Here is a 19950-nt window from a genome sequence, read left to right as displayed (position 1 = left end):
TGTAATATTTATTTAAGGATTCACTAAAGAGTATGTAAACAATAAACACTTATAAGTTATTTAACAAAAAACCCCGCAACTTGCGGGGTTCTTGTGATCGCGACAGGATTCGAACCTGTGACCGTCTGCTTAGAAGGCAGATGCTCTATCCAGCTGAGCTACGCGACCGATATTTTTTTGTTACTCAATTGACTTGAGACCGTCCCGATTGGAAATCGGGATGCTCTATCCAGCTGAGCTACGCGACCGGATACATTATGTTTTTCAAATTGTCGGGGTGGCAGGATTCGAACCTGCGACCTCCGCGTCCCAAACGCGGCGCGATAACCGGGCTACGCTACACCCCGAATTTTGAAAATAATACTCAAAACTATTGCGGAGAGACAGGGATTCGAACCCTGGCAACACTTACGCGTTGACAGATTAGCAATCTGCTCCATTACCACTCTGGCACCTCTCCGTAATCAAAATTGATTAAGAACTCCACATTAATATTTCAAATGCGGATGCAAATGTAGCTTTTATGATACTACAATGCAACATTTTTTTATCATTATTTTCGTTTTATAAAGTAGACTATTTTAAAAACTTGAAAATCAGTTTTTTCTTTACAAACAAATCAATATAAAATTTCAAAAACAGTATAAAATTCTATAAAAACAAACGTTTCAATCAAGAATCATATATTTGTGATACTTGACCTAATTTTATACCTTATGTATTCAGATAAAAAAATATCCAAAATGAAGATAAAGTGCCTTTTTGTTTTTTTAATTTTTATAACCTCTTATTCATTTGCACAAAAACCTGTGCTATCCGAAGATTTTAGTTTCAAAATGGGAGAAAAGTATAAAAGAATTAAAAGTTCTAATTCATACTATGTTGCATCCGGAGATAGAATGGTAGCGATCAAAAAAGGACGAAATGACATGACAATTCAGCGTTTTTCTCTGAAAGATCTAAAAGAAGATGTAAAAAAGAGACAGGTAATAGAAGATAAAGGAGATTTTCAGACGGTCATGGATCTTAATGGAAAAGCAGTTGTATTTTACACCGTGAAGGATAAAGCATTTGCTCAAAAAATATCACTTACCGGAATCGTAGCAGAGAAACCAGTGCTGGTGGGTAGTGATAAAGATAATATCACAAATGATGTTGGCTTTAAAAGTACCTACGGTTTTGATGCCGGTGGAAGGATTAACAAATTTGTTTTTAAGAAATCATTTGATGGTACTAAACTGTTAGTGCTGTTTAGGATAAAAACAGCTAATGATAAAGCCGATAAAATAGGTATTAGTATATATGATAGTAGTTTGAAATTGCTTTGGAGCAGAAAAGTAAGACTACCTTATGCCAATAAATGGTTGGAGAATGAAGATTTTGCCATTGATAATGAAGGAAATTTTTATATGACAGCTTCAGTATTTAATTCGAGCGCAGAAGAAAAGAATAAGTTAGAGTATGCATACAGGACTGAAGTTTTTAAAATAAAGGAAAACCCTAAAGAAATTATTAAAAGTAAAATAGAGCTACCGGGAAAATCAATAATGGATGCTGTAATTGGTTTGGACAAACAAGGTAAGGTTAGAGTTTCTGGGTTTTACGTAAATAATGACAATAAATTAGAAATGTCAGGTCTGTTTTCTGCTAGTTTGGATGAAACCGGTCTGGTGAGTTCAGTTTTGAAAACTGAGGTTCCAACAGACATAGCACAACAGTATGCCTTAAAAAGGGAGGAACGAATTAATGAAGGGACCCAGGATGAAAAAGACAAAAAGGATTTTGAAAACTTAAAGGTGAACGATGTGGTTTATAACGATGATGGAAGTTTGGTAATATTGGGAGAACAGCGATATGTTGAATCTTTTACGACTTCTAGTTCTTCAGGTTCTAGAACAACCTATAAATATTTCTATAGAGATGTCATTGCATCAAAACTATCTTCTGAAGGAAAGGTGCAGTGGTTTCATAGATTACCAAAATACCAAACTGGGGCACGAGGAAAACGTAGTATGTCGTATATCAATTTCAAAAATAATGGAAAGCATTATCTGTTTTATATAGACGATTTTACCAACCTAAAAAGATCTTTTGATGAATACCCTACAAGATATTTTGATGGCAAAAAAGAGTTTTTGTATTTAACCTCTTATACTATTGATGATGCTAGTGGAGAAGTAATTAAAGAGCCTATTCTAACAGGAAGTGACATCAGAAATTCCCGTTTGGATAATCTGGAAGTTTATAAAGCTGCCACGTTGCCCAACCAAGACATGATTTTTGAAGCGTATGATGGAAAAAAGAACAATTTGTTGTTAAAAGTTTCTTTGGCCGATTAATAACTATCTCAAGTTTATAAAAGGCATTACATAGACGTTAATAATGCGTTGATGTTTAATTTATTTTTATAATGCATAGTTGTTAAACAATATGCAGGAGTAAGGAAATAATCTTATTTCAAAAAAAACAAAAAAATACTATTAAATATTTGTTTTTCAATACGTTACAGATGTAGTATGAGTAGATGAATTCTATTCGTTTTGGATGGTAATATTATAACAAATAATGTTACTTTCGTGCGTAATATTAATAACAAAATTGAAATATAAGTAAACCGAATAATGAATATGAAAACAAGAATTTTACTTTTAATATTATTTGTCTCCGTAAATGTATTGGCCCAAGCCCCTAAATTATCAGAAAATTTTACCGTAGAGGTTGGAGAACAATATGGCGAAACCGATGGAGATATCAGAAATTTTTATGATTACGACGGTTATGTGATTGGGATTAATAGGCATAAAGACCATTTGGTTGTTCAAAAATTTGATCCAAATACATTAAAAGAAATTGAGAGAAAAGAATATAAAAAATTCTTTAAAGAAAAACGAAGAGAGGATTTTGAGAAAATTCTGCGATTGGGAGATGAAGTTTTATTTTTTTATCCTCAGTGGGATAGAAAAGCAAAAGTAGAGTCTTTGGAATATGAATCAATTTCCTTAAAAACATTAGAAGTAAGTGATTTCAAAGAGATTATAAGGCAAGAAGGTAAAGTTGCGGGTGATTTTGCATTTGTTAGGTCTGGTTTTTTTACTACCAAGGCAAAGACATTGAATAAGTATGAATACAGAACTTCTTATGATAATGATAAATTATTAATAGAGTATCGGTTAAAACCAAAATTTAGAGATGACTCTAAAAGTTTTGATAGAATTTCAATAAATGTATTTGATAAAGATCTGAAACCAATATGGGATGAAGTTATAGAAATGCCATATACGGAAAAGAAAATGGACAATGAAGATTTTGTAATTGACAAAGAAGGTAATTTTTTCATGTTGGTTAAGGTGTATGAAGATGACACGACAAACGAAAAAAAAAGAAAAAAGAAGGATGCTAATTATCATTTGGAGATATTCAAAGTAAAGAAAGGGACAACTTCAATTATCAATAATAAGATAGAGATCGGAGATAAGTTTGTAGATGAAGTTTTGTTATATGAAGATGCGCTGGGTAATATTGTTTTATCAGGCACTTCTAAAAACCCTGACTCAAGAAGTGGAATTTTTCTTAATAAAAAGAGAGGGCAGGCGACTGGTATTTTTACAGCAAAGCTTAATAATGAGGGTGCGATTAGTGAGTTTATGAGTTATGATTTTCCGTTAGAAATGTTAACTAAATACGCGACTAAAAAAGAAAAGAAAAGAAATGAAAAGAAAAAAGGCGATGATGAAGAAAGTCCTGCATTCGAAGGTCTTAAAATTAATTCTATTGCCGCTAATAACGATGGTAGTTTTTTAATCCTGGGAGAGCAAAGATATGTTGTTGTTAAAACAAGAACGAGTTCCTCTGGAAGAACTAGTACAAGCTATACTTATTACTATCGAGATATTTTGGCTGCAAAAATTAATGCAGATGGAACTCTTGCCTGGATGCATAAATTACCAAAAAGACAAGTAGGTAAAAGAGGTAAAAGAACCATGTCTTATACACATATGTTTGCTGGAGAAAATCATTATTTATTGTATTTAGACAATGTAAAGAATTTAAATCTGACAGAAGATCAGGTTCCTTATAAACATACAGATGGAAAAGGAGGGTATTTTACAGCTTATATAATCAATGATAAAACAGGACAGGTAATAAAAGAGGCTATTTTTAATACCCGAGAATTTAATGGAACAGAATTAGAGCATTTTGAAACGGATAAAATATTTCCTTTATCAGATTCTGAGATTTTGATAGAAGGTTTCGAGGGGAGAAGTAAAGACTTTCTTGTTAAGGTAACAGCCAAGAAATAAAGATAAGACTGAAAAATATTATAACGATAAAAAAAGGAGGCAATTGCCTCCTTTTTTAATTCTATGTTTTTGAAAGAAAATTACTCGGACATATTTTCTTCCATTTCTACAAGTTTTGCCACATTTCTTACAATATGACTATGCTTTCTAACAAATGGATTTGTTTTATCCCAAACATAGCCTGCAAGTACTGCACAAATTTGTTCTTTAAATTCGTCATTAGGCTTATCGTGAAAAATAATTTTTTGTAAGTTCCCAGTGTACCATTCTTTGACATATGTAGTAAACACATCGACACCTTGTTTCATATAGTCGACGAATTCTGTTTGCCAATCAACCTCTTCGTTATTGAGTTGTTTGATAGCCAATTTTGCAGATAATAATCCGGTTTCGGTTGCAAAAGAAACTCCTGAAGAGAATACTGGATCTAAGAATTCCGCACTATTACCAGTAAGTACAAAGCCATCTCCATATAACTTAGTCACATTTTTCGCTATGTTCTCTACTTTATATGGCTCAAATAAATAAGGAATGTCTTTAAACTGCTCATAATAATAAGGAGAAGTTTTCATCATTTCTTGTAAAACTTCCGTTTTATTTCCTTCAAATTTATTGATCCATTCCATCGGTCCTACAAAACCAATGCTTGTATTTCCATTTGAGAAAGGAATATACCAAAACCATACTTCGGTTTCGATGATTTCAAAAGTAATCGTAGTTCCTTCAACACCTTCAGGGCGATTAACATCTTTTACCTGAGTGAAAATTGACCCGTGCTCTGCAAGTTTTGAAGGTGCCTCAAGTCCAAGTTGTCTCGCTATCACACGACCAAAACCACTGGAGTCTATAATAAACTTGGCTTCAATCTGGCTTTCAGAACCATCTTGGTGTTTTACTGTCGTTAATGAGTCAGTTCCGTTAAATTCTACCTTGGTAACTTCAGTTTCAAAATCAACACTAACTCCTTGTCTGATAGCTTCATCTATAAGTGTTTTGTCAAAATGATCTCTTGGCACCTGCCAGGTCCAGTCCCAACCTTCTCCATATTTTTTGCTGAAGTCAAAACAACCTTGAACACCATCTTTAATAAAGCGAGCACCGTATTTTTTTTCGTACCCTTGTTTCATGAGACAATCAAGAAGACCTGCTTCTTCAAAATTATCCATACACCTAGGGATCAGGCTTTCTCCAACCTGAAAACGGGGGAATTTTGTCTTTTCTACTACTTTAACGTTTATTCCGTGTTTGTTAAGATAGGCAGCACTAACACTGCCTGACGGACCAGCACCAATAACTAGCACATCTACATTTTCTTTTTTCATAATTTTCAAAGGTACATTAAATACATTACATTTGCCCTCGGTAAAAATAAAGAGTAAACTTGAATTTTTTTACAAATATTGGAAAAAACTTACTAATTCGCGAATGCTAATACTAAAAGAAAGGTTAGAAATAAAAGATTTTCTAAGCGTTATTTTTAACGATAAGAAGATTTCTATAGATGAATCTATAGAAAAAAGAGTGAATGATAGCTTTAAATTTTTAGAGAATTTTTCTGAAAATAAAGTGATCTATGGAGTAAATACAGGATTTGGGCCTATGGCTCAATATAAGATTGACGACAAAGATAGAATTGAACTACAATATAACTTGATCAGAAGCCATTCTTCAGGTACTGGTAAAGCAATGGAACCTGATTATGTAAAGGCATTAATGCTAGCCAGACTTAACACCTTGTCTTTGGGTAAATCTGGAGTAAATGTTTCTGTGATTAAAGGTTTAAAAAACCTTATCAATAATGATATTACACCCTTGATTTTTGAGCACGGTGGAGTTGGAGCAAGTGGTGATTTGGTTCAATTAGCTCACTTAGCACTTGTTCTAATTGGAGAAGGGGAAGTTTTTTACAAAGGAGAAAGAAGAAATACTGAAGATGTTTTTAAAGAACTCGGTCTAAAACCTATCGAGGTTAAGATCAGAGAAGGATTAGCATTGATGAACGGTACTTCGGCAATGACCGGTATCGGAATTGTTAATGTTATCAATGCACAAAAATTATTGGATTGGTCAATTTGTTGTTCTTCAGCTATTAATGAAATTGTTGAAGCCTACGATGATCACTTGTCAGAAGAATTAAATCATAGTAAACTACATTTGGGCCAACAGGATGTTGCCCGTAAAATGAGAGAGCACTTGTCCGATAGTAAGCTAACAAGAGACCGTACGGAGCATTTATATTCTGGTCAGAATGGTGATACTTATTTTAAGGAAAAAGTTCAGGAATATTATTCACTTCGTTGTGTCCCTCAGATTTTAGGTCCCGTTTGCGATACCATAAAACACGTAGGTAGGATATTGATTGAAGAATTAAATTCTGCTAACGATAACCCTATTATCGATGTGGAAACTGAACACGTATACCACGGTGGAAACTTCCACGGAGATTACGTTTCTCTGGAAATGGATAAACTAAAGTTGGTAACGACTAAATTATCGATGCTTGCAGAACGACAGTTAAATTATCTTCTCAATTCTAAGTTGAATGATATATTACCTCCTTTTGCTAATTTAGGAAAACTAGGGTTTAACTTCGGAATGCAAGGAATTCAATTTACAGCAGTATCTACAACTGCAGAAAATCAAGTGCTTTCTAACCCGATGTATGTGCATAGTATACCAAATAACAATGACAACCAGGACATTGTTAGTATGGGAACAAATGCTGCAAATATGACTAAGACAGTTATAGAAAATACATTCGAAGTTCTCGCCATAGAATTGATGACGATAGTGCAGGCTTTGGAATTTTTGGATTTCGGAGATAAATTGTCAAGCAGAACTCAGAAGTTGGTTCAGGATATTAAAACAATTGTTCCCCCTTTTACTAAAGATTATATTACATATCCTTTTGTTCAGAAAGTTAAAGATTTTTTGAAGGAAAATGATGCCTACTAAGTATTTTGAATTAAGATTTAATTTATAAGCGATATATAGTTATTCATGTTTACCTGTGTTTACTTATATACACTAAAAAATAAACCTTAAATATAAATATGATGAAAAAAGCACTCTTAATTACACTAACATTAGTATTTGGTTTACAAACTTTATGTTCTCAAGAACTTGCAAAAGTAAGAGAAGATGGGAAATTTGGTTATATCGATAAAAAAGCAGAATTTGTTATTGCACCGCAGTTCAAAAAGGCCAATAGTTTTGCAGATGGTGTTGCATTGGTTTTAGATGGTAAGAAATGGGGATATATAAATCCTGATGGAAAATGGCTTTTAGAACCTCAATTTTCCAAGGCTAAGGATTTTAATAGTGGCGTGGCGATGGTGATGAAGGACAAAAAGTGGATGTATATTGATAAACAAGGCAAAGAACTGAACTTTTCTGACGCAGAGAAATTATATCCTTTTAAAGACGGAGTGGCTTTTATTAAAGCCGGTAAGATGGTGGGCTTCATAAACCCAAAAGGAGAAGTTATCTCTAAACCTACCTATAAAATTATCAAAGGTTTTCAGAACGGATATGCCAGGTTTGCAAACCAATCTGATCAATGGGGTATCATAGACAATAAAGGAAATATTGTTATTAAACCAGAATATACATCCATAGGAAATTATGTGAATGGTGTTGCCCGTGCAGAAAAGGGAGAAAAAGTTTTTGGTATTGCTTCTCCTAATTCGTTCAACAAAGTTGATGGAGCAACAAAAATTTGGGACTTTAGAGCAGGAGGAAAGTATACGATTGCTCAGAAAGATGAGAAAATAGGATTTATAGATGCAGCAGGTAAATGGGTGATAGAACCTCAGTTTGTAAAGGCAAAACCATTTAAAAATGGATATGCAGGAGTTTTTAATGGTAACAAATGGGGCTTTATTGATACTAATGGTAAAGTAGTTGTAGATTACAAGTATGATGATGTTGATTTCTTTGATGCCAACGGACTAGCTCCTGTTAAAATTGAAGAATGGGGATTCATCAACACGAAAGGAGAATTAGTGATTGAAACTAAGTACGGAATTACTGCTGGTAGTTTTGGATTTTTATCTGGTAGAGTAGCCGAAAAAGGTTTTGTGGATGGACTTGCTCGTGTAAAATATAACAAAAGCTGGGGGTTTTTGATGCCGGATGGAAAACTTTTAGGAGATAAGTGGTTTGAAAATGCGGAGCCTTTCGTTAAAATTAAATAAAAATTTTGGATACTTACGACATTAGACGATTGTTAAAGTTGTTAGGAATCTTTTAATATTGTTAAATAAATCATAATTTGGAATAATTGTTGCATTTTTAATTCAATAATTATTTTTGATCTTAAAACCAACGTTGTAAATGAAATACGCCCTTGTTACTGGTGGATCCAGAGGAATAGGAAGAGCAATTGCTGTAAAATTGGCAAAAGAATTAGAATATCCTATCTTGATTAATTATCAGTCAAATGATGATGCGGCTAATGAAACAAAAAAACTGATTGAAGATGAGGGTGGTCAATGTGAATTACTGAAGTTTAACGTTGCTGATTTAAAAGAGACGCATCAGGTTTTAGATAGTTGGATAAAGCATAATCCGGATGCAACAGTAGAGGTAATTGTGAACAATGCTGGAATTACCAGAGACGGATTATTTATGTGGATGAAACCAGAGGACTGGCACGATGTTTTGAATATTAGCTTAAATGGTTTTTATAATGTTACAAACCATCTGATTCAAAAAATGCTGACCAATCGTTACGGTCGAATTGTAAATGTGGTGTCTGTTTCTGGAGTTAAGGGGACAGCAGGGCAGGTTAATTATTCTGCCGCAAAAGGAGCTCTTGTAGCAGCTACGAAAGCTTTAGCTCAGGAAGTAGCAAAACGTAAGATTACTGTTAATGCGGTAGCTCCAGGTTTTATTAAGACGGATATGACTGCAGAGATGGATGAAAAAGAACTGAAACGTATGATACCAATTAACCGTTTTGGTGAAGCAGAAGAAGTTGCCGATTTAGTGGCTTTTTTAGCTTCCAAGAAAGCATCATATATTACCGGAGAAGTTGTTAACATAAATGGAGGAATTTATTCATAATTGAGTATGCGAAGAGTAGTTATCACTGGAATGGGAATTTATTCTTGTATTGGAACAAATGTGGATGAGGTCAAAGAATCATTGTACCAAGGAAAATCTGGTATCGTTTACGAACCTTCTCGTAAAGAATTTGGATACAGATCGGCATTAACAGGGGTAGTACCTAAGCCAAATTTAAAAAAAGAATTAAGTAGAAGACAACGAGTAAGTTTTGGATCTGAATCCGAGTATGCGTATATAGCAACAAAACAAGCGTTTGATCAAGCAGGTGTTGATCAGGATTTTTTAGATAGAGAGGAAATAGGAGTGCTGTTTGGTAATGATAGTACTGCAGAATCGGTGATGGAGGCAATTGATAAGATAAGAGTTAAGAAAGATACTACGCTTGTAGGTTCTGGTGGGGTTTTTAAATCCATGAACTCTACGGTAACCATGAATCTTTCTACTGTCTTTAAATTGAAAGGAGTTAATTTTACAATTAGCGCTGCTTGCGCCAGTGGTTCGCACTCCATAGGAATGGGGTATCTTTTGATCAAGCAGGGATTACAAGATTATGTGTTATGTGGAGGAGCTCAGGAAATAAATGATTATGCGTTTGGTAGTTTTGATGGATTAGGTGTTTTCTCTATAAATGAAGAAAATCCTACAAAAGCATCAAGGCCTTTTGATAGTAAGAGGGATGGACTAGTGCCAAGTGGAGGTGGAGCAGCTTTGTTTATGGAGACTTATGAAAGTGCTATGAAAAGAGGAGCAACTATTTTGGGAGAAGTGGTTGGTTATGGTTTTTCTTCTAACGGAGATCATATTTCTACTCCTAATCAAGAAGGACCGGCCAGAGCAATGAAACGTGCTGTGGAACAGGCTAATATAAATCCAGAGGATATTGATTATGTAAACGCGCACGCGACTTCAACTCCTATTGGAGATGCAAACGAAGCAAAAGCGATCAACGAGGTTTTTGGGGGATCAAAACCTTATGTAAGCTCTACAAAATCTATGACAGGACATGAATGTTGGATGGCTGGGGCAAGTGAAATTGTGTATTCATTAATAATGTTGAACAACTCATTTATCGCACCTAATATTAATTTAGAATCTCCGGATGAAGATTCTTCAAAGTTAAATTTGGTAAAAGAAACGGTAGATAAAAAAATTGATGTATTTTTGTCGAATTCATTTGGGTTTGGGGGCACAAATTCTGCAATCGTCATTAAAAAGATTTAGAATAGAAAAAAAATTACTAGAAAGATGATGGAAACAAGTGTAATTGTCGAAAAAGTTGATGAATTTTTGATAGAAGAATTCGAGGTTGAAGCTGATGAAATTGCTCCTGATGCAAACCTTAAAGAAACTTTAGATCTTGATAGCTTAGACTATGTTGATCTTGTAGTAGCCATAGAGGCTACTTTTGGAGTTAAACTGGTAGGAGATGATTTTGTTGGTGTAGAAAGCTTCAAAGATTTTTATGATTTGATAGAACGTAAAGTCAATATTTAGGAGACATAATGGCCCAATGGGAAGGTAAGGCTAAAGGAACACCTTTAGGATATAAAATATTCATTTTTTTCATAAAGAACTTAGGTCTTAATGCTGCTTATTCTATTTTGGTATTTGTAGCAGCATATTATGTGGTGTTTTCTTTTTCTACGACAAAAGCTAGTTATTATTTTTATAATAAAAGGCTTAAACTATCCCCTTGGAAATCATTTATAAATGTTTACAAGAATTATTTTGTCTTTGGTCAAACGCTTATAGATCGAACAGCTATTTCTTATGGTCTAAAAAACAAATTTAGTTTCACTTATGATGGTAGAGAAAAGATTCAGAGTCTTTTAGATAAGAAGCAAGGTGGAGTTGTGTTTAGTGGTCATATAGGTAGTTTTAATATTGCTCGCTATTTTTTTGATGAGTTCGATATGACAGATACAGGAGTCAATCTAATAGTAACGGATCAAGAAAATGAACAAATTAAGCAATATGTTGGTGCCGTATCTATGGACACAACGATGAAATTTATAGTGATCAAGGAGGATATGTCTCATATTTTCCAAATGAATGATGTCTTAGCGAATGGAGAAGTAATTATTTTTGCTGCAGATAGGTACGTTGAAGGTATTCAGTTCATTGAACACGACTTTTTTGGAAAGCCGGTAAAATTTCCTTCAGGGCCATACAAGTTAGCAGCAAGAAAGAAGAAACCTATTCTTTATATGTACATTATGAAAGGATCAGGTAAACAATATAATTTATATGCTAGAGAGCCTGAGTTTTCAGAACCCTCTATAAAACCTAGCCATGTATTAAGAGAGTATGTCAGAAATACTGAAATTATGGTTAAAAAGTATCCCTTACAGTGGTTTAATTATTATGACTATTGGGATGACCTTAACACCTGATTTATGAAAAATATACTCGTATTGTACTATAGCCAAAGTGGTCAATTAGGTGAAATATTAACAAATCTTACTAAACCGCTTGAGCTAGATGAAAACTGCTCATTAACATTACAGCAAATTCATCCAGAAGATTCTTATCCGTTTCCTTGGAATAAAAAGGATTTTTTGCAAGTTTTTCCGGAGTCTTATTTGCAAATAGCTAAACCAAATATTCCTATTCCAGAAGAGGTTAAATCAAAAAAATATGATCTAATTATACTTGGGTATACAGTTTGGTATCTTTCACCTTCCATTCCAATGAATTCTTTTCTAAAAGGAAATGACGCAAAAGTACTATTAAAGGATACACCTGTAATTACCGTTAATGGTTCTAGAAACATGTGGATATTAACTCAGGAGAAGGTGAAAAGATTGTTAGTCGATTGTAAAGCCGAATTAGTAGGAAATATAGCTTTTGTTGATAGGCACTGGAATCATATTAGTGTGATTACCATAGTGCATTGGATGATGGGAGGAAAGAAAACTAAATATTTGGGTGTTTTTCCAAAACCGGGAGTTTCTGATGAAGATATTAATGGAGCAGGTAAATTTGGAACAATTATTAAAAAACATCTTTTTCAGAAAAATTTTGAACAATTACAGGAAGAGTTGGTAGAAGAGGGTGCTGTTACGATAAAGCCTTTCTTAATTAGATCAGATAAATCTGGAAATCATATCTTTAGTAAATGGTCGGCACATATATATAAAGTAGGGCTTAAGTCACAAAAAAGAAGAGCAAAATGGTTAAACTTTTTCCAGTATTATCTACAATTTGCGATTTGGGTTTTTGTACCTATAGTTTTTATTATATTTTTGTTGACTTATTTACCTTTTTATGCACGCATAAAAAAAGACATTAAATATTATCAATCAACAAGATTACGATAGGTAATCATAATTTATGAAGAACGTTTACATAACAAAAACAGGGCATTTCTTGCCAAATGAGCCGGTCTCTAATGATGAAATGGAGAGGAGATTAGGCATGATTGATGATCAACCCTCCAGAGCCAGAAGAATTGTTTTGAGAAATAACGGTATTAAAGAACGTTATTATGCGATAGATGCTAATGGTAATGTAACTCATAATAATGCTGAGCTTACCAAGGAAGCTATAAAAAACCTATGTAATGATGGTTTTTCTGAAAAAGATATAGAACTACTTTCTTGTGGAACAACCGGGCCGGATAACTTACTTCCTTCTCATGCTTCTATGGTTCACGGATTATTAGATACAGAAAGCATGGAGCTTAACTCAGCGTCTGGAGTATGTTGTTCTGGAATGAGTGCTTTAAAATATGGTTTCCTTTCTGTAAAATCTGGTAATAGTAATAATGCTGTTTGTACAGGTTCCGAAAGATCTTCAAGCTGGATGCAATCTCAAAAATATAATGAAGAGATAGATAATCTTAAAAACCTGGAAGAAACTCCTGTGATTGGTTTTAAGAAAGATTTTCTGCGTTGGATGTTATCTGATGGAGCAGGAGCTTTTTTATTAGAATCAGAACCTAAAGGGGATGCTTCTTTAAGGATTGACTGGATGCAAGCATATTCATATGCATACGAACTGGAGGCTTGTATGTATGCAGGTGGAGAAAAACAAGAAGATGGTTCTTTAAAGCCCTGGACAGATTACACTCCAAAAGAATGGCTTAACGATTCCATATTTTCTCTAAAACAAGATGTGAAAGTCCTGGACGAGCATGTGGTTAAAAAAGCTATTCAAAGTCTAAAGGATGCTGTGACCAAAAATAATTTAGATATAGATACCGTAGACTATTTCTTACCTCATATGTCTTCTTTTTATTTTGAAGGAAAGCTAAACGATGAAATGGTAGGACAAGGAATAGGAATTCCTAAAGAAAAATGGTTTACTAACCTTAAGAATGTAGGTAATGTAGGTTCTGCATCGATATATCTTATGATTGATGAATTGAAGAACTCCGGCAAGTTAAAAAAAGGAGAAAAGATATTAGTACTTGTTCCTGAAAGTGGTCGTTTTTCGTATTTTCATATTTTACTTACCGTGTGCTAATGGATAATCAGCTGGAAGAAAAGATAACAGATGTAGATTTCATCAAGAAGTTGATCCCACAAAAAGACCCTTTTGTGATGATTGATAAATTACTGCATTTTGATACAGAGAAGGTAATTTCAGGTTTAAAAGTGACATCCGATAATATCCTAACCTCTGACCAGTTTTTTACAGAAGGCGGACTTATAGAGAATATGGCACAAAGCATTGCTTTGCATAGAGGATATAGAGGTTATATCAATCGTGGCAAAGATGAGAAACCTAAAACAGGCTTTATAGGTTCAATAAAACATGCTACCATTTATACGTTGCCTAAAATCGGAACAGAGCTTATTACTACCGTAGAAATAATTGCCGAAATTATGCAGGTATCCCTTGTGAAAATAGAAGTAAAGGATACAAACGGAAATTTGATAGCATCTTCTGAAATGAAAACTATTATTGTGGATGCTTAATGTTGGTCCATTTCCTGAATAACTCTAAAAAATAATTAGTATGAAAAAAGAAGACGTACCTCAAGACGAAAGTTGCTTTTCTCATACCAATATGAAAGAAGTGGTGTATGCCGTAGATAAAGACGGGAAGTACGGAAAAGCACTTAGTTCTGGTTGGGATGCTAAGACTATTGCATTAAATGAGTCTCTGGAATTAATAGAAGAACAACTTCGAGAAACTATTCAAAAAATAAAACAAGGAGAACTCAGTCCGATAGCATATTATATGGAATTACAGCGCATGGATGTAGTAGTGCTATCCGGATATGTTGGGTTATGGCAATGGCGAGTAAAAAGACACTTAAAAGCTAAAACCTTCAAAAAACTAAGCGAAAAAATACTAAAGAAATATGCAGAAGCATTTGAGGTTTCTTTAGAAGAACTTAAAAATCCAAAGATTTGAAAATCAACTTTGAACATAATCAATCCGCTCATTGCGAAAATGGGGTGGTTTCTAATTTATTGAATTATAATGGACTCAAAGTAAGTGAACCCATGGTTTTTGGTATCGCTTCTGGGGTCTTTTTCATATATATTCCTTTTATAAAAGTGAATTTTGCACCAATGTTTAGTTTTAGACCGGTGCCGGGATTTATATTTTCCAGAGTTAGTAAAAGACTAGGGTTTAAGATCAAAAGACATAAGTTCAAATCCACAGATAAAGCGCAACAAACATTAGATGCGGAATTATCTAAAAATAACCCGGTAGGTTTACAAGTTGGTGTATACAATTTAACATATTTTCCTGATGAATATCGTTTTCACTTCAATGCACATAACTTAGTGGTGTATGGAAAAGAAGGTGATGATTATTTAATAAGTGATCCGGTAATGCCAGAGGTTACGACTTTGTCGTCTAAGGAATTAGAAAAAGTGCGTTTTGCCAAGGGGCCATTTGCTCCTAATGGTCATATTTATTACCCAACGCAATTACCGAATGAAGTAGACCTTAAAAAAGCAATTACCAAAGGAATTAAACAGGCATATAGGCATATGTTAGCACCGGTTCCTCTAGTTGGATTTAGGGGAATAAGATATGTAGCCAAACGAATTCGTAAATGGCCTGATAAGATTGGTGTAAAGAAAACGAATCATTATTTAGGTCAGTTGGTTCGAATGCAAGAAGAAATAGGAACTGGAGGAGGAGGTTTTCGATTTATTTTTGCAGCATTTTTACAGGAAGCTTCTGTTATTATGGAAAACCCTAGACTTGCAGAGTTGTCAAAAGAAATGACTACTATTGGTGATCAATGGAGAGATTTTGCTATCGATGCTTCCAGATTGTACAAAAACAGGAGTAGAGAAACGGATGCTTACAATAAAATAGCAGATAAGCTAGATGCAATTGCTCTAGCCGAAAGGGCTTTCTTTTTAGATCTTAAGAAGGCAATTAAATAATTTCTGAATGGACACTACTCCTCTTATTCAAATAAAACAAGTTTCTAAACAATATAAAGGAGCTACTTTTCTTTCTTTAGATGCTGTGGACTTACAAATAAATAGAGGAGAAGTGTATGGATTATTAGGTCCAAACGGAGCTGGTAAAACTACATTGATTTCTATTCTATGCGGTTTGATTAAACCAACTTCTGGAGAAGTGTTGATATCTGGGAAGAGTTTTAAAACGGATGACAAAGAAATTCGGAAAACAATAGGTGTGGTACCACAAGAATATGCCCTATATCCTAAATTAACGGCAAAAGAGAATTTGTTGTATTTTGGAAGTATGTTCGGTATGAAAAAATCTGAGTTGAAGCCCATTGTTTCCACACATTTGGATCAATTGGGATTACTTCCTTTCGCAGATAAAAAAATTAAAACATTTTCTGGAGGAATGAAAAGAAGGGTAAATCTTATTGCAGGAATACTTCATAATCCCGAACTGTTATTCTTGGATGAGCCAACAGTTGGAGTAGATGTACAGTCAAAACAGGCAATCACTACCAAGCTTCAGGAGCTTAACAAGGCAGGTACAACTATAATTTACACCTCCCATCATCTCAGAGAAGCACAGGATTTATGTTCGTTGGTAGGAATTATAGATTCCGGAAAAATAATTGCTGAGAACACCCCAGCCAAGTTGATTTCAGAAACGGAAGATGCTAGAAACTTAGAAGATGTATTTATAGAACTTACAGGAAGAGAATTACGAGATTATGCATAGACTTTTGGCTTCCATAAAGAAAGAGTTTCTATTATTACTTAGGGACCCCGGTGGTTTGGTTATTTTATTCTTAATGCCTATAGTTTTGGTAATTACCATTACTTTGATTCAAGATGCTACTTTCAAATCTGTTACAAGCAATTCTATAGAAATACTTCTGGTAGATAAGGATAAAGGGAAATTATCAAATGAAATTCAAAAGAGTTTCGTAGATATAGAGTTTCTGGAACCAATTTCAGAAATAGATAACATTGCTTTAACTGAAGAAAAAGCAAGCCAGTTAGTCGCTTCTGGTGATTACCAACTTGCCGTAATAATTCCTGAAGGATTAAGTAGTGAGCTCCAAAATCAAATAGATAAGAACATCAACAAGATTCTGGAAGAATTTGAAGGCTCTAAGGATTCCTTAAAGTTGGACGAAGTACAAGGAAAACTTTCGAATAAAGTAGTAAAACTCTATTTTGATCCAATAACTCAGGAAACCTTTAGAAGCTCTGTAATTTTTGCTGTAGATAAATTAGTTGCCAGTATTGAAACTAAATCTATTTATGAAGCTTTCGAAAAAGAATTAGGCGAGTCTGAAAGCCTTAAGTCCTTTAATCGGGATAATTTTGTGAGATATGAACAGATCAATCCTTCTCTATCCGGAGAATCTATAATACCTAATTCAGTACAGCATAATATACCTGCTTGGACATTGTTTGCAATTTTCTTTATGATTTTACCCTTATCATTGAATCTTGTACATGAAAAAGGTCAAGGGACATTTGTTCGATTACAAACTACTCCTATCAGTTATGCAACCATAATAGGAGGTAAGGCATTTTTGTTTTTATTGGTAAGTTTATTACAGTTTACCTTAATTTTATTATTAGGTATTTTTATGTTCCCAAAATTAGGTTTACCAATATTAGATTTGGGAGATAACTTAGGGTTGTTGTATCTTGTAGCATTAGCTTCTGGCTTAGCTGCTGTTGGATTAGGAATTTTGTTAGGAACGGTGTTTAATTCTCATGAACAAGCAGCCCCATTTGGTGCTGTTTTGGTTGTCTTGTTAGCAGCTATTGGAGGAGTTTGGGTACCCGTTTTTGCAATGCCGGAGACTATGCAAATCATAGCTAAAATATCTCCTATGAACTGGGGATTGGAAGCTTTTTATGATTGTTTTCTAAGAAAAGGAAATTTGGAAGATATTCTTCCTGAAATTGGTTTGCTTATTGGTTTTTTTATTAGTACTATCGTAATCGCTATATTATACTATGAAAAGAAAAAAGCGGTCTAAAGAAATTATTACCGATATTAAACACGTTCATGAGGTGAGAGTCAGGTTTAATGACTGTGATCCGCTTAGTATCGTGTGGCACGGAATCTATATAACCTATTTTGAGGAAGGACGAGAAGCCTTTGGGCGGACTCACGGACTTTCATATTTACACTTTAAAGATAATGATTATGTAACCCCAATTGTCAATTCTAATTGTAATCATAAATTGCCACTTAAATATGGAGATATTGCTACAGTAGAAACTATTTACGTGGATAGTCCGGCTGCAAAAATGATTTTTAGATACAATGTTTATAATCAAAATAAAGATCTTGTTTGTGTAGGTGAAACAACGCAGGTGTTCTTAGATATGGAAGGTACTATGTCTCTAAGTACTCCAGAGTTTTTTCTTGATTGGAAACGTAAAGTAGGATTATTATGAGAAAAGTCTACTTAGTTTCAGATAATATAGTTTCACCACTTGGGTTTTCTACCGAAGAAAACATAGAAAATCTTCGCGCTAATCAAACTGGTATTAAAAAAGTTGAAGATGATCAAATATGGTCTGAATCTTTTTACGGAGCTGTGGTTGATAATAACAAGCTTGCTCAAGCTTGGAAAACAATTTCAAATAACTCGGGCTATACCAAGTTAGAGAAGATGATGTTGCTATCTGTTTCTAAATTATTAGCAAATAACCCATCTCTAGATATTACCAAAAGTGGGATCATAATTTCTACTACCAAAGGCAATATCAATAGTTTGCGGAATGAATCTAATGAAAAAGCATATTTAAGCAGTATTTCTAAAACTATACAACATTATTTTAAGTTAGATCAAACACCTGTAGTATTATCCAATGCTTGTATCTCCGGAGGGTTAGCTCTAGCTGTTGGAAAACGTATGATTCAATCAGGGCTTTTTGAAGATGTGATCGTAATCGGAGGTGATTTACTTTCAGAATTCACATTGTCAGGTTTCTTTTCATTTCAGGCGGTCAGCGATGCACCTTGCAAACCATTTTGTAAGCACAGAACCGGAATTAGTCTTGGAGAAGCAGCGGCTTGTGCCTGGCTGAGTGGTAGAAAGGAGAATGTAACAGAACACGCTATCAGTATTACCGGAGACGCTTCAGCCAATGATGCTAATCATATTTCGGGACCTTCAAGAACAGGAGAAGGGCTTTATATAAGTGTCACAAAAGCATTAAAAGAAGCAGGTTTAGAGAGCAATCAGATTGATTATATCACCGCACACGGGACTGCAACTCCTTATAACGATGAAATGGAAGCTATCGCTTTTAATCGAGCAGGAATGCAGCACGTTCCAATCAATAGTCTAAAAGGATATTACGGCCATACATTAGGAGCGTCAGCTTTAATAGAAAGTATCATCGCAAGACATTGTTTGTTAAATAATGAATTGTTTGCTTCTTTGGGTTTTGAGGAGTTAGGAGTTTCGGAGTCAATTAATGTAATTGCCAATAATGATCAAAAAGAATTAAGTAGGGTATTGAAAACAGCTTCTGGTTTCGGAGGGTGTAATGTGGCATTGATTATTGAAAAAGAAGTATCGTGATTAAAGAAAAATATTACATATCTGATTTTTGTGCGCTCCGGGATCGTAAAGTTTTTAAAAACGGAGAGCAGTTATATATGGATGCGGAATCTGATAATCTGAAAGATTTTGCTAAAGGAGTTTATAAATTTTTGGAGTTAAAATATCCCAAATTTTACAAGATGGACGAGTTGTGTAAATTAGGATTTTTAGCCTCAGAGATATTATTGAAAGGTATCAACGATGTAGATCAAAATACTGCCTTAGTATTTTCGAATAAAGCATCTAGTCTTGATACTGACAGAAAACATCAGGAAAGTATTCAGAATAGAAAGGATTTTTATCCATCTCCGGCGGTATTTGTATATACACTGCCTAACATCATTATGGGAGAGATAAGCATCAAGAATACTTTAAAAAGTGAGAATGCATTTTTTGTGACCGAAAGTTTTGATGCTGATTTTATGACGAAATATTCTGAAGTTTTGATGCATACAGGAAAAGCAAGTAACGTTATTTGTGGTTGGGTAGATTTGGATAATGATAAATATGACGTATTTTTGGCTTTTCTTTCAAAAAAAGGTAAAAAAGAGCTAACAAAAGAAGAATTAAATAAATTATATAATCAATAGT

Annotated in this window: 19 protein-coding genes and 3 tRNA genes; 18 read left to right on the top strand and 4 right to left on the bottom strand. The window is 34.1% G+C overall.

Translation table 11 applies throughout. From position 1 onward, the window contains the following. Nucleotides 1-94: 94 nt before the first annotated feature. The 3 genes from ACFSR1_RS04705 to ACFSR1_RS04695 form a co-directional block, all read right to left on the bottom strand. A tRNA-Arg gene (locus ACFSR1_RS04705) sits at nt 95-168 on the bottom strand. Nucleotides 169-272: 104 nt separating this feature from the next. Further along, nucleotides 273-347: transfer RNA gene (locus ACFSR1_RS04700), tRNA-Pro, on the bottom strand. Nucleotides 348-376: 29 nt separating this feature from the next. Then, nucleotides 377-460: transfer RNA gene (locus ACFSR1_RS04695), tRNA-Ser, on the bottom strand. Nucleotides 461-743: 283 nt separating this feature from the next. Here ACFSR1_RS04695 and ACFSR1_RS04690 point away from each other — a divergent pair. Continuing rightward, complete coding sequence (locus ACFSR1_RS04690) at nt 744-2339, top strand: hypothetical protein (RefSeq protein WP_378290132.1); 1596 nt, start codon at nt 744-746, stop codon at nt 2337-2339. A 288-nt stretch (nt 2340-2627) separates the two neighbouring features. Beyond that, nucleotides 2628-4301 carry a hypothetical protein gene (locus ACFSR1_RS04685; protein ID WP_378290130.1) on the top strand — a complete coding sequence of 558 codons (1674 nt, stop codon included), beginning with the start codon at nt 2628-2630 and terminating at the stop codon, nt 4299-4301. Between the two features lie 80 nt (nt 4302-4381). On the opposite strand, the gene ACFSR1_RS04680 is transcribed toward ACFSR1_RS04685, so the two are convergent. After that, nucleotides 4382-5623, bottom strand: coding sequence for an NAD(P)/FAD-dependent oxidoreductase (locus ACFSR1_RS04680; protein WP_378290128.1), 1242 nt, complete (start codon nt 5621-5623; stop codon nt 4382-4384). Nucleotides 5624-5726: 103 nt separating this feature from the next. Here ACFSR1_RS04680 and ACFSR1_RS04675 point away from each other — a divergent pair, with 103 nt between their 5' ends. The 16 genes from ACFSR1_RS04675 to ACFSR1_RS04600 all read left to right on the top strand — a co-directional run bounded on the left by ACFSR1_RS04675 (nt 5727) and on the right by ACFSR1_RS04600 (nt 19949). Continuing rightward, a complete protein-coding gene (locus ACFSR1_RS04675) occupies nt 5727-7256 on the top strand; it encodes an HAL/PAL/TAL family ammonia-lyase (protein WP_378290126.1) in 1530 nt (509 codons plus the stop codon). A gap of 101 nt (nt 7257-7357) precedes the next feature. Beyond that, on the top strand, nt 7358-8497 hold the full coding sequence (locus tag ACFSR1_RS04670; protein ID WP_378290124.1) for a WG repeat-containing protein: 1140 nt from the start codon (nt 7358-7360) through the stop codon (nt 8495-8497). Between the two features lie 139 nt (nt 8498-8636). Further along, nucleotides 8637-9368 carry a 3-oxoacyl-ACP reductase FabG gene (gene fabG, locus ACFSR1_RS04665; RefSeq protein WP_378290122.1) on the top strand — a complete coding sequence of 244 codons (732 nt, stop codon included), beginning with the start codon at nt 8637-8639 and terminating at the stop codon, nt 9366-9368. Nucleotides 9369-9374: 6 nt separating this feature from the next. Beyond that, entirely contained in the window at nt 9375-10592 is a 1218-nt protein-coding gene (locus ACFSR1_RS04660; RefSeq protein ID WP_378290120.1) for a beta-ketoacyl-[acyl-carrier-protein] synthase family protein, read from the top strand. Between the two features lie 27 nt (nt 10593-10619). After that, the gene (locus ACFSR1_RS04655; protein ID WP_378291354.1) at nt 10620-10865 is read left to right on the top strand and encodes a phosphopantetheine-binding protein; all 246 of its coding nucleotides are present in this window, start codon (nt 10620-10622) and stop codon (nt 10863-10865) included. Nucleotides 10866-10873: 8 nt separating this feature from the next. Next, nucleotides 10874-11764 carry an LpxL/LpxP family acyltransferase gene (locus ACFSR1_RS04650; protein ID WP_378290118.1) on the top strand — a complete coding sequence of 297 codons (891 nt, stop codon included), beginning with the start codon at nt 10874-10876 and terminating at the stop codon, nt 11762-11764. Nucleotides 11765-11767: 3 nt separating this feature from the next. Next, nucleotides 11768-12691, top strand: coding sequence for a dialkylrecorsinol condensing enzyme DarA (locus ACFSR1_RS04645; protein WP_378290116.1), 924 nt, complete (start codon nt 11768-11770; stop codon nt 12689-12691). Nucleotides 12692-12704: 13 nt separating this feature from the next. Beyond that, a complete protein-coding gene (locus ACFSR1_RS04640) occupies nt 12705-13838 on the top strand; it encodes a beta-ketoacyl-ACP synthase III (RefSeq protein ID WP_378290114.1) in 1134 nt (377 codons plus the stop codon). Further along, the gene (locus ACFSR1_RS04635) at nt 13838-14293 is read left to right on the top strand and encodes a hypothetical protein (RefSeq protein ID WP_378290112.1); all 456 of its coding nucleotides are present in this window, start codon (nt 13838-13840) and stop codon (nt 14291-14293) included. The genes ACFSR1_RS04640 and ACFSR1_RS04635 overlap by 1 nt, the downstream gene beginning before the upstream one ends. Before the next feature lie 40 nt (nt 14294-14333). Further along, nucleotides 14334-14735 carry a hypothetical protein gene (locus ACFSR1_RS04630; protein ID WP_378290110.1) on the top strand — a complete coding sequence of 134 codons (402 nt, stop codon included), beginning with the start codon at nt 14334-14336 and terminating at the stop codon, nt 14733-14735. Next, a complete protein-coding gene (locus ACFSR1_RS04625; protein WP_378290108.1) occupies nt 14732-15730 on the top strand; it encodes a BtrH N-terminal domain-containing protein in 999 nt (332 codons plus the stop codon). The genes ACFSR1_RS04630 and ACFSR1_RS04625 overlap by 4 nt, the downstream gene beginning before the upstream one ends. 7 nt (nt 15731-15737) lie before the next feature. Next, the gene (locus tag ACFSR1_RS04620) at nt 15738-16496 is read left to right on the top strand and encodes an ABC transporter ATP-binding protein (protein ID WP_378290106.1); all 759 of its coding nucleotides are present in this window, start codon (nt 15738-15740) and stop codon (nt 16494-16496) included. Then, complete coding sequence (locus tag ACFSR1_RS04615; protein ID WP_378290104.1) at nt 16489-17778, top strand: ABC transporter permease; 1290 nt, start codon at nt 16489-16491, stop codon at nt 17776-17778. The genes ACFSR1_RS04620 and ACFSR1_RS04615 overlap by 8 nt, the downstream gene beginning before the upstream one ends. Beyond that, the gene (locus ACFSR1_RS04610; RefSeq protein ID WP_378290102.1) at nt 17756-18202 is read left to right on the top strand and encodes an acyl-CoA thioesterase; all 447 of its coding nucleotides are present in this window, start codon (nt 17756-17758) and stop codon (nt 18200-18202) included. The genes ACFSR1_RS04615 and ACFSR1_RS04610 overlap by 23 nt, the downstream gene beginning before the upstream one ends. Beyond that, nucleotides 18199-19338: a beta-ketoacyl synthase N-terminal-like domain-containing protein gene (locus ACFSR1_RS04605; protein ID WP_378290100.1), complete on the top strand. Its 1140-nt coding sequence runs from the start codon at nt 18199-18201 to the stop codon at nt 19336-19338. The genes ACFSR1_RS04610 and ACFSR1_RS04605 overlap by 4 nt, the downstream gene beginning before the upstream one ends. Continuing rightward, entirely contained in the window at nt 19335-19949 is a 615-nt protein-coding gene (locus tag ACFSR1_RS04600) for a 3-oxoacyl-ACP synthase (protein WP_378290098.1), read from the top strand. Before ACFSR1_RS04605 ends, ACFSR1_RS04600 begins: the two co-directional genes overlap by 4 nt. Nucleotide 19950: the final 1 nt, after the last annotated feature.

The organism is Aquimarina rubra (assembly GCF_042684305.1).
Classification (GTDB): Bacteria; Bacteroidota; Bacteroidia; order Flavobacteriales; family Flavobacteriaceae; genus Aquimarina; species Aquimarina rubra.
This window is presented reverse-complemented; position numbering and strand designations above follow the sequence as displayed.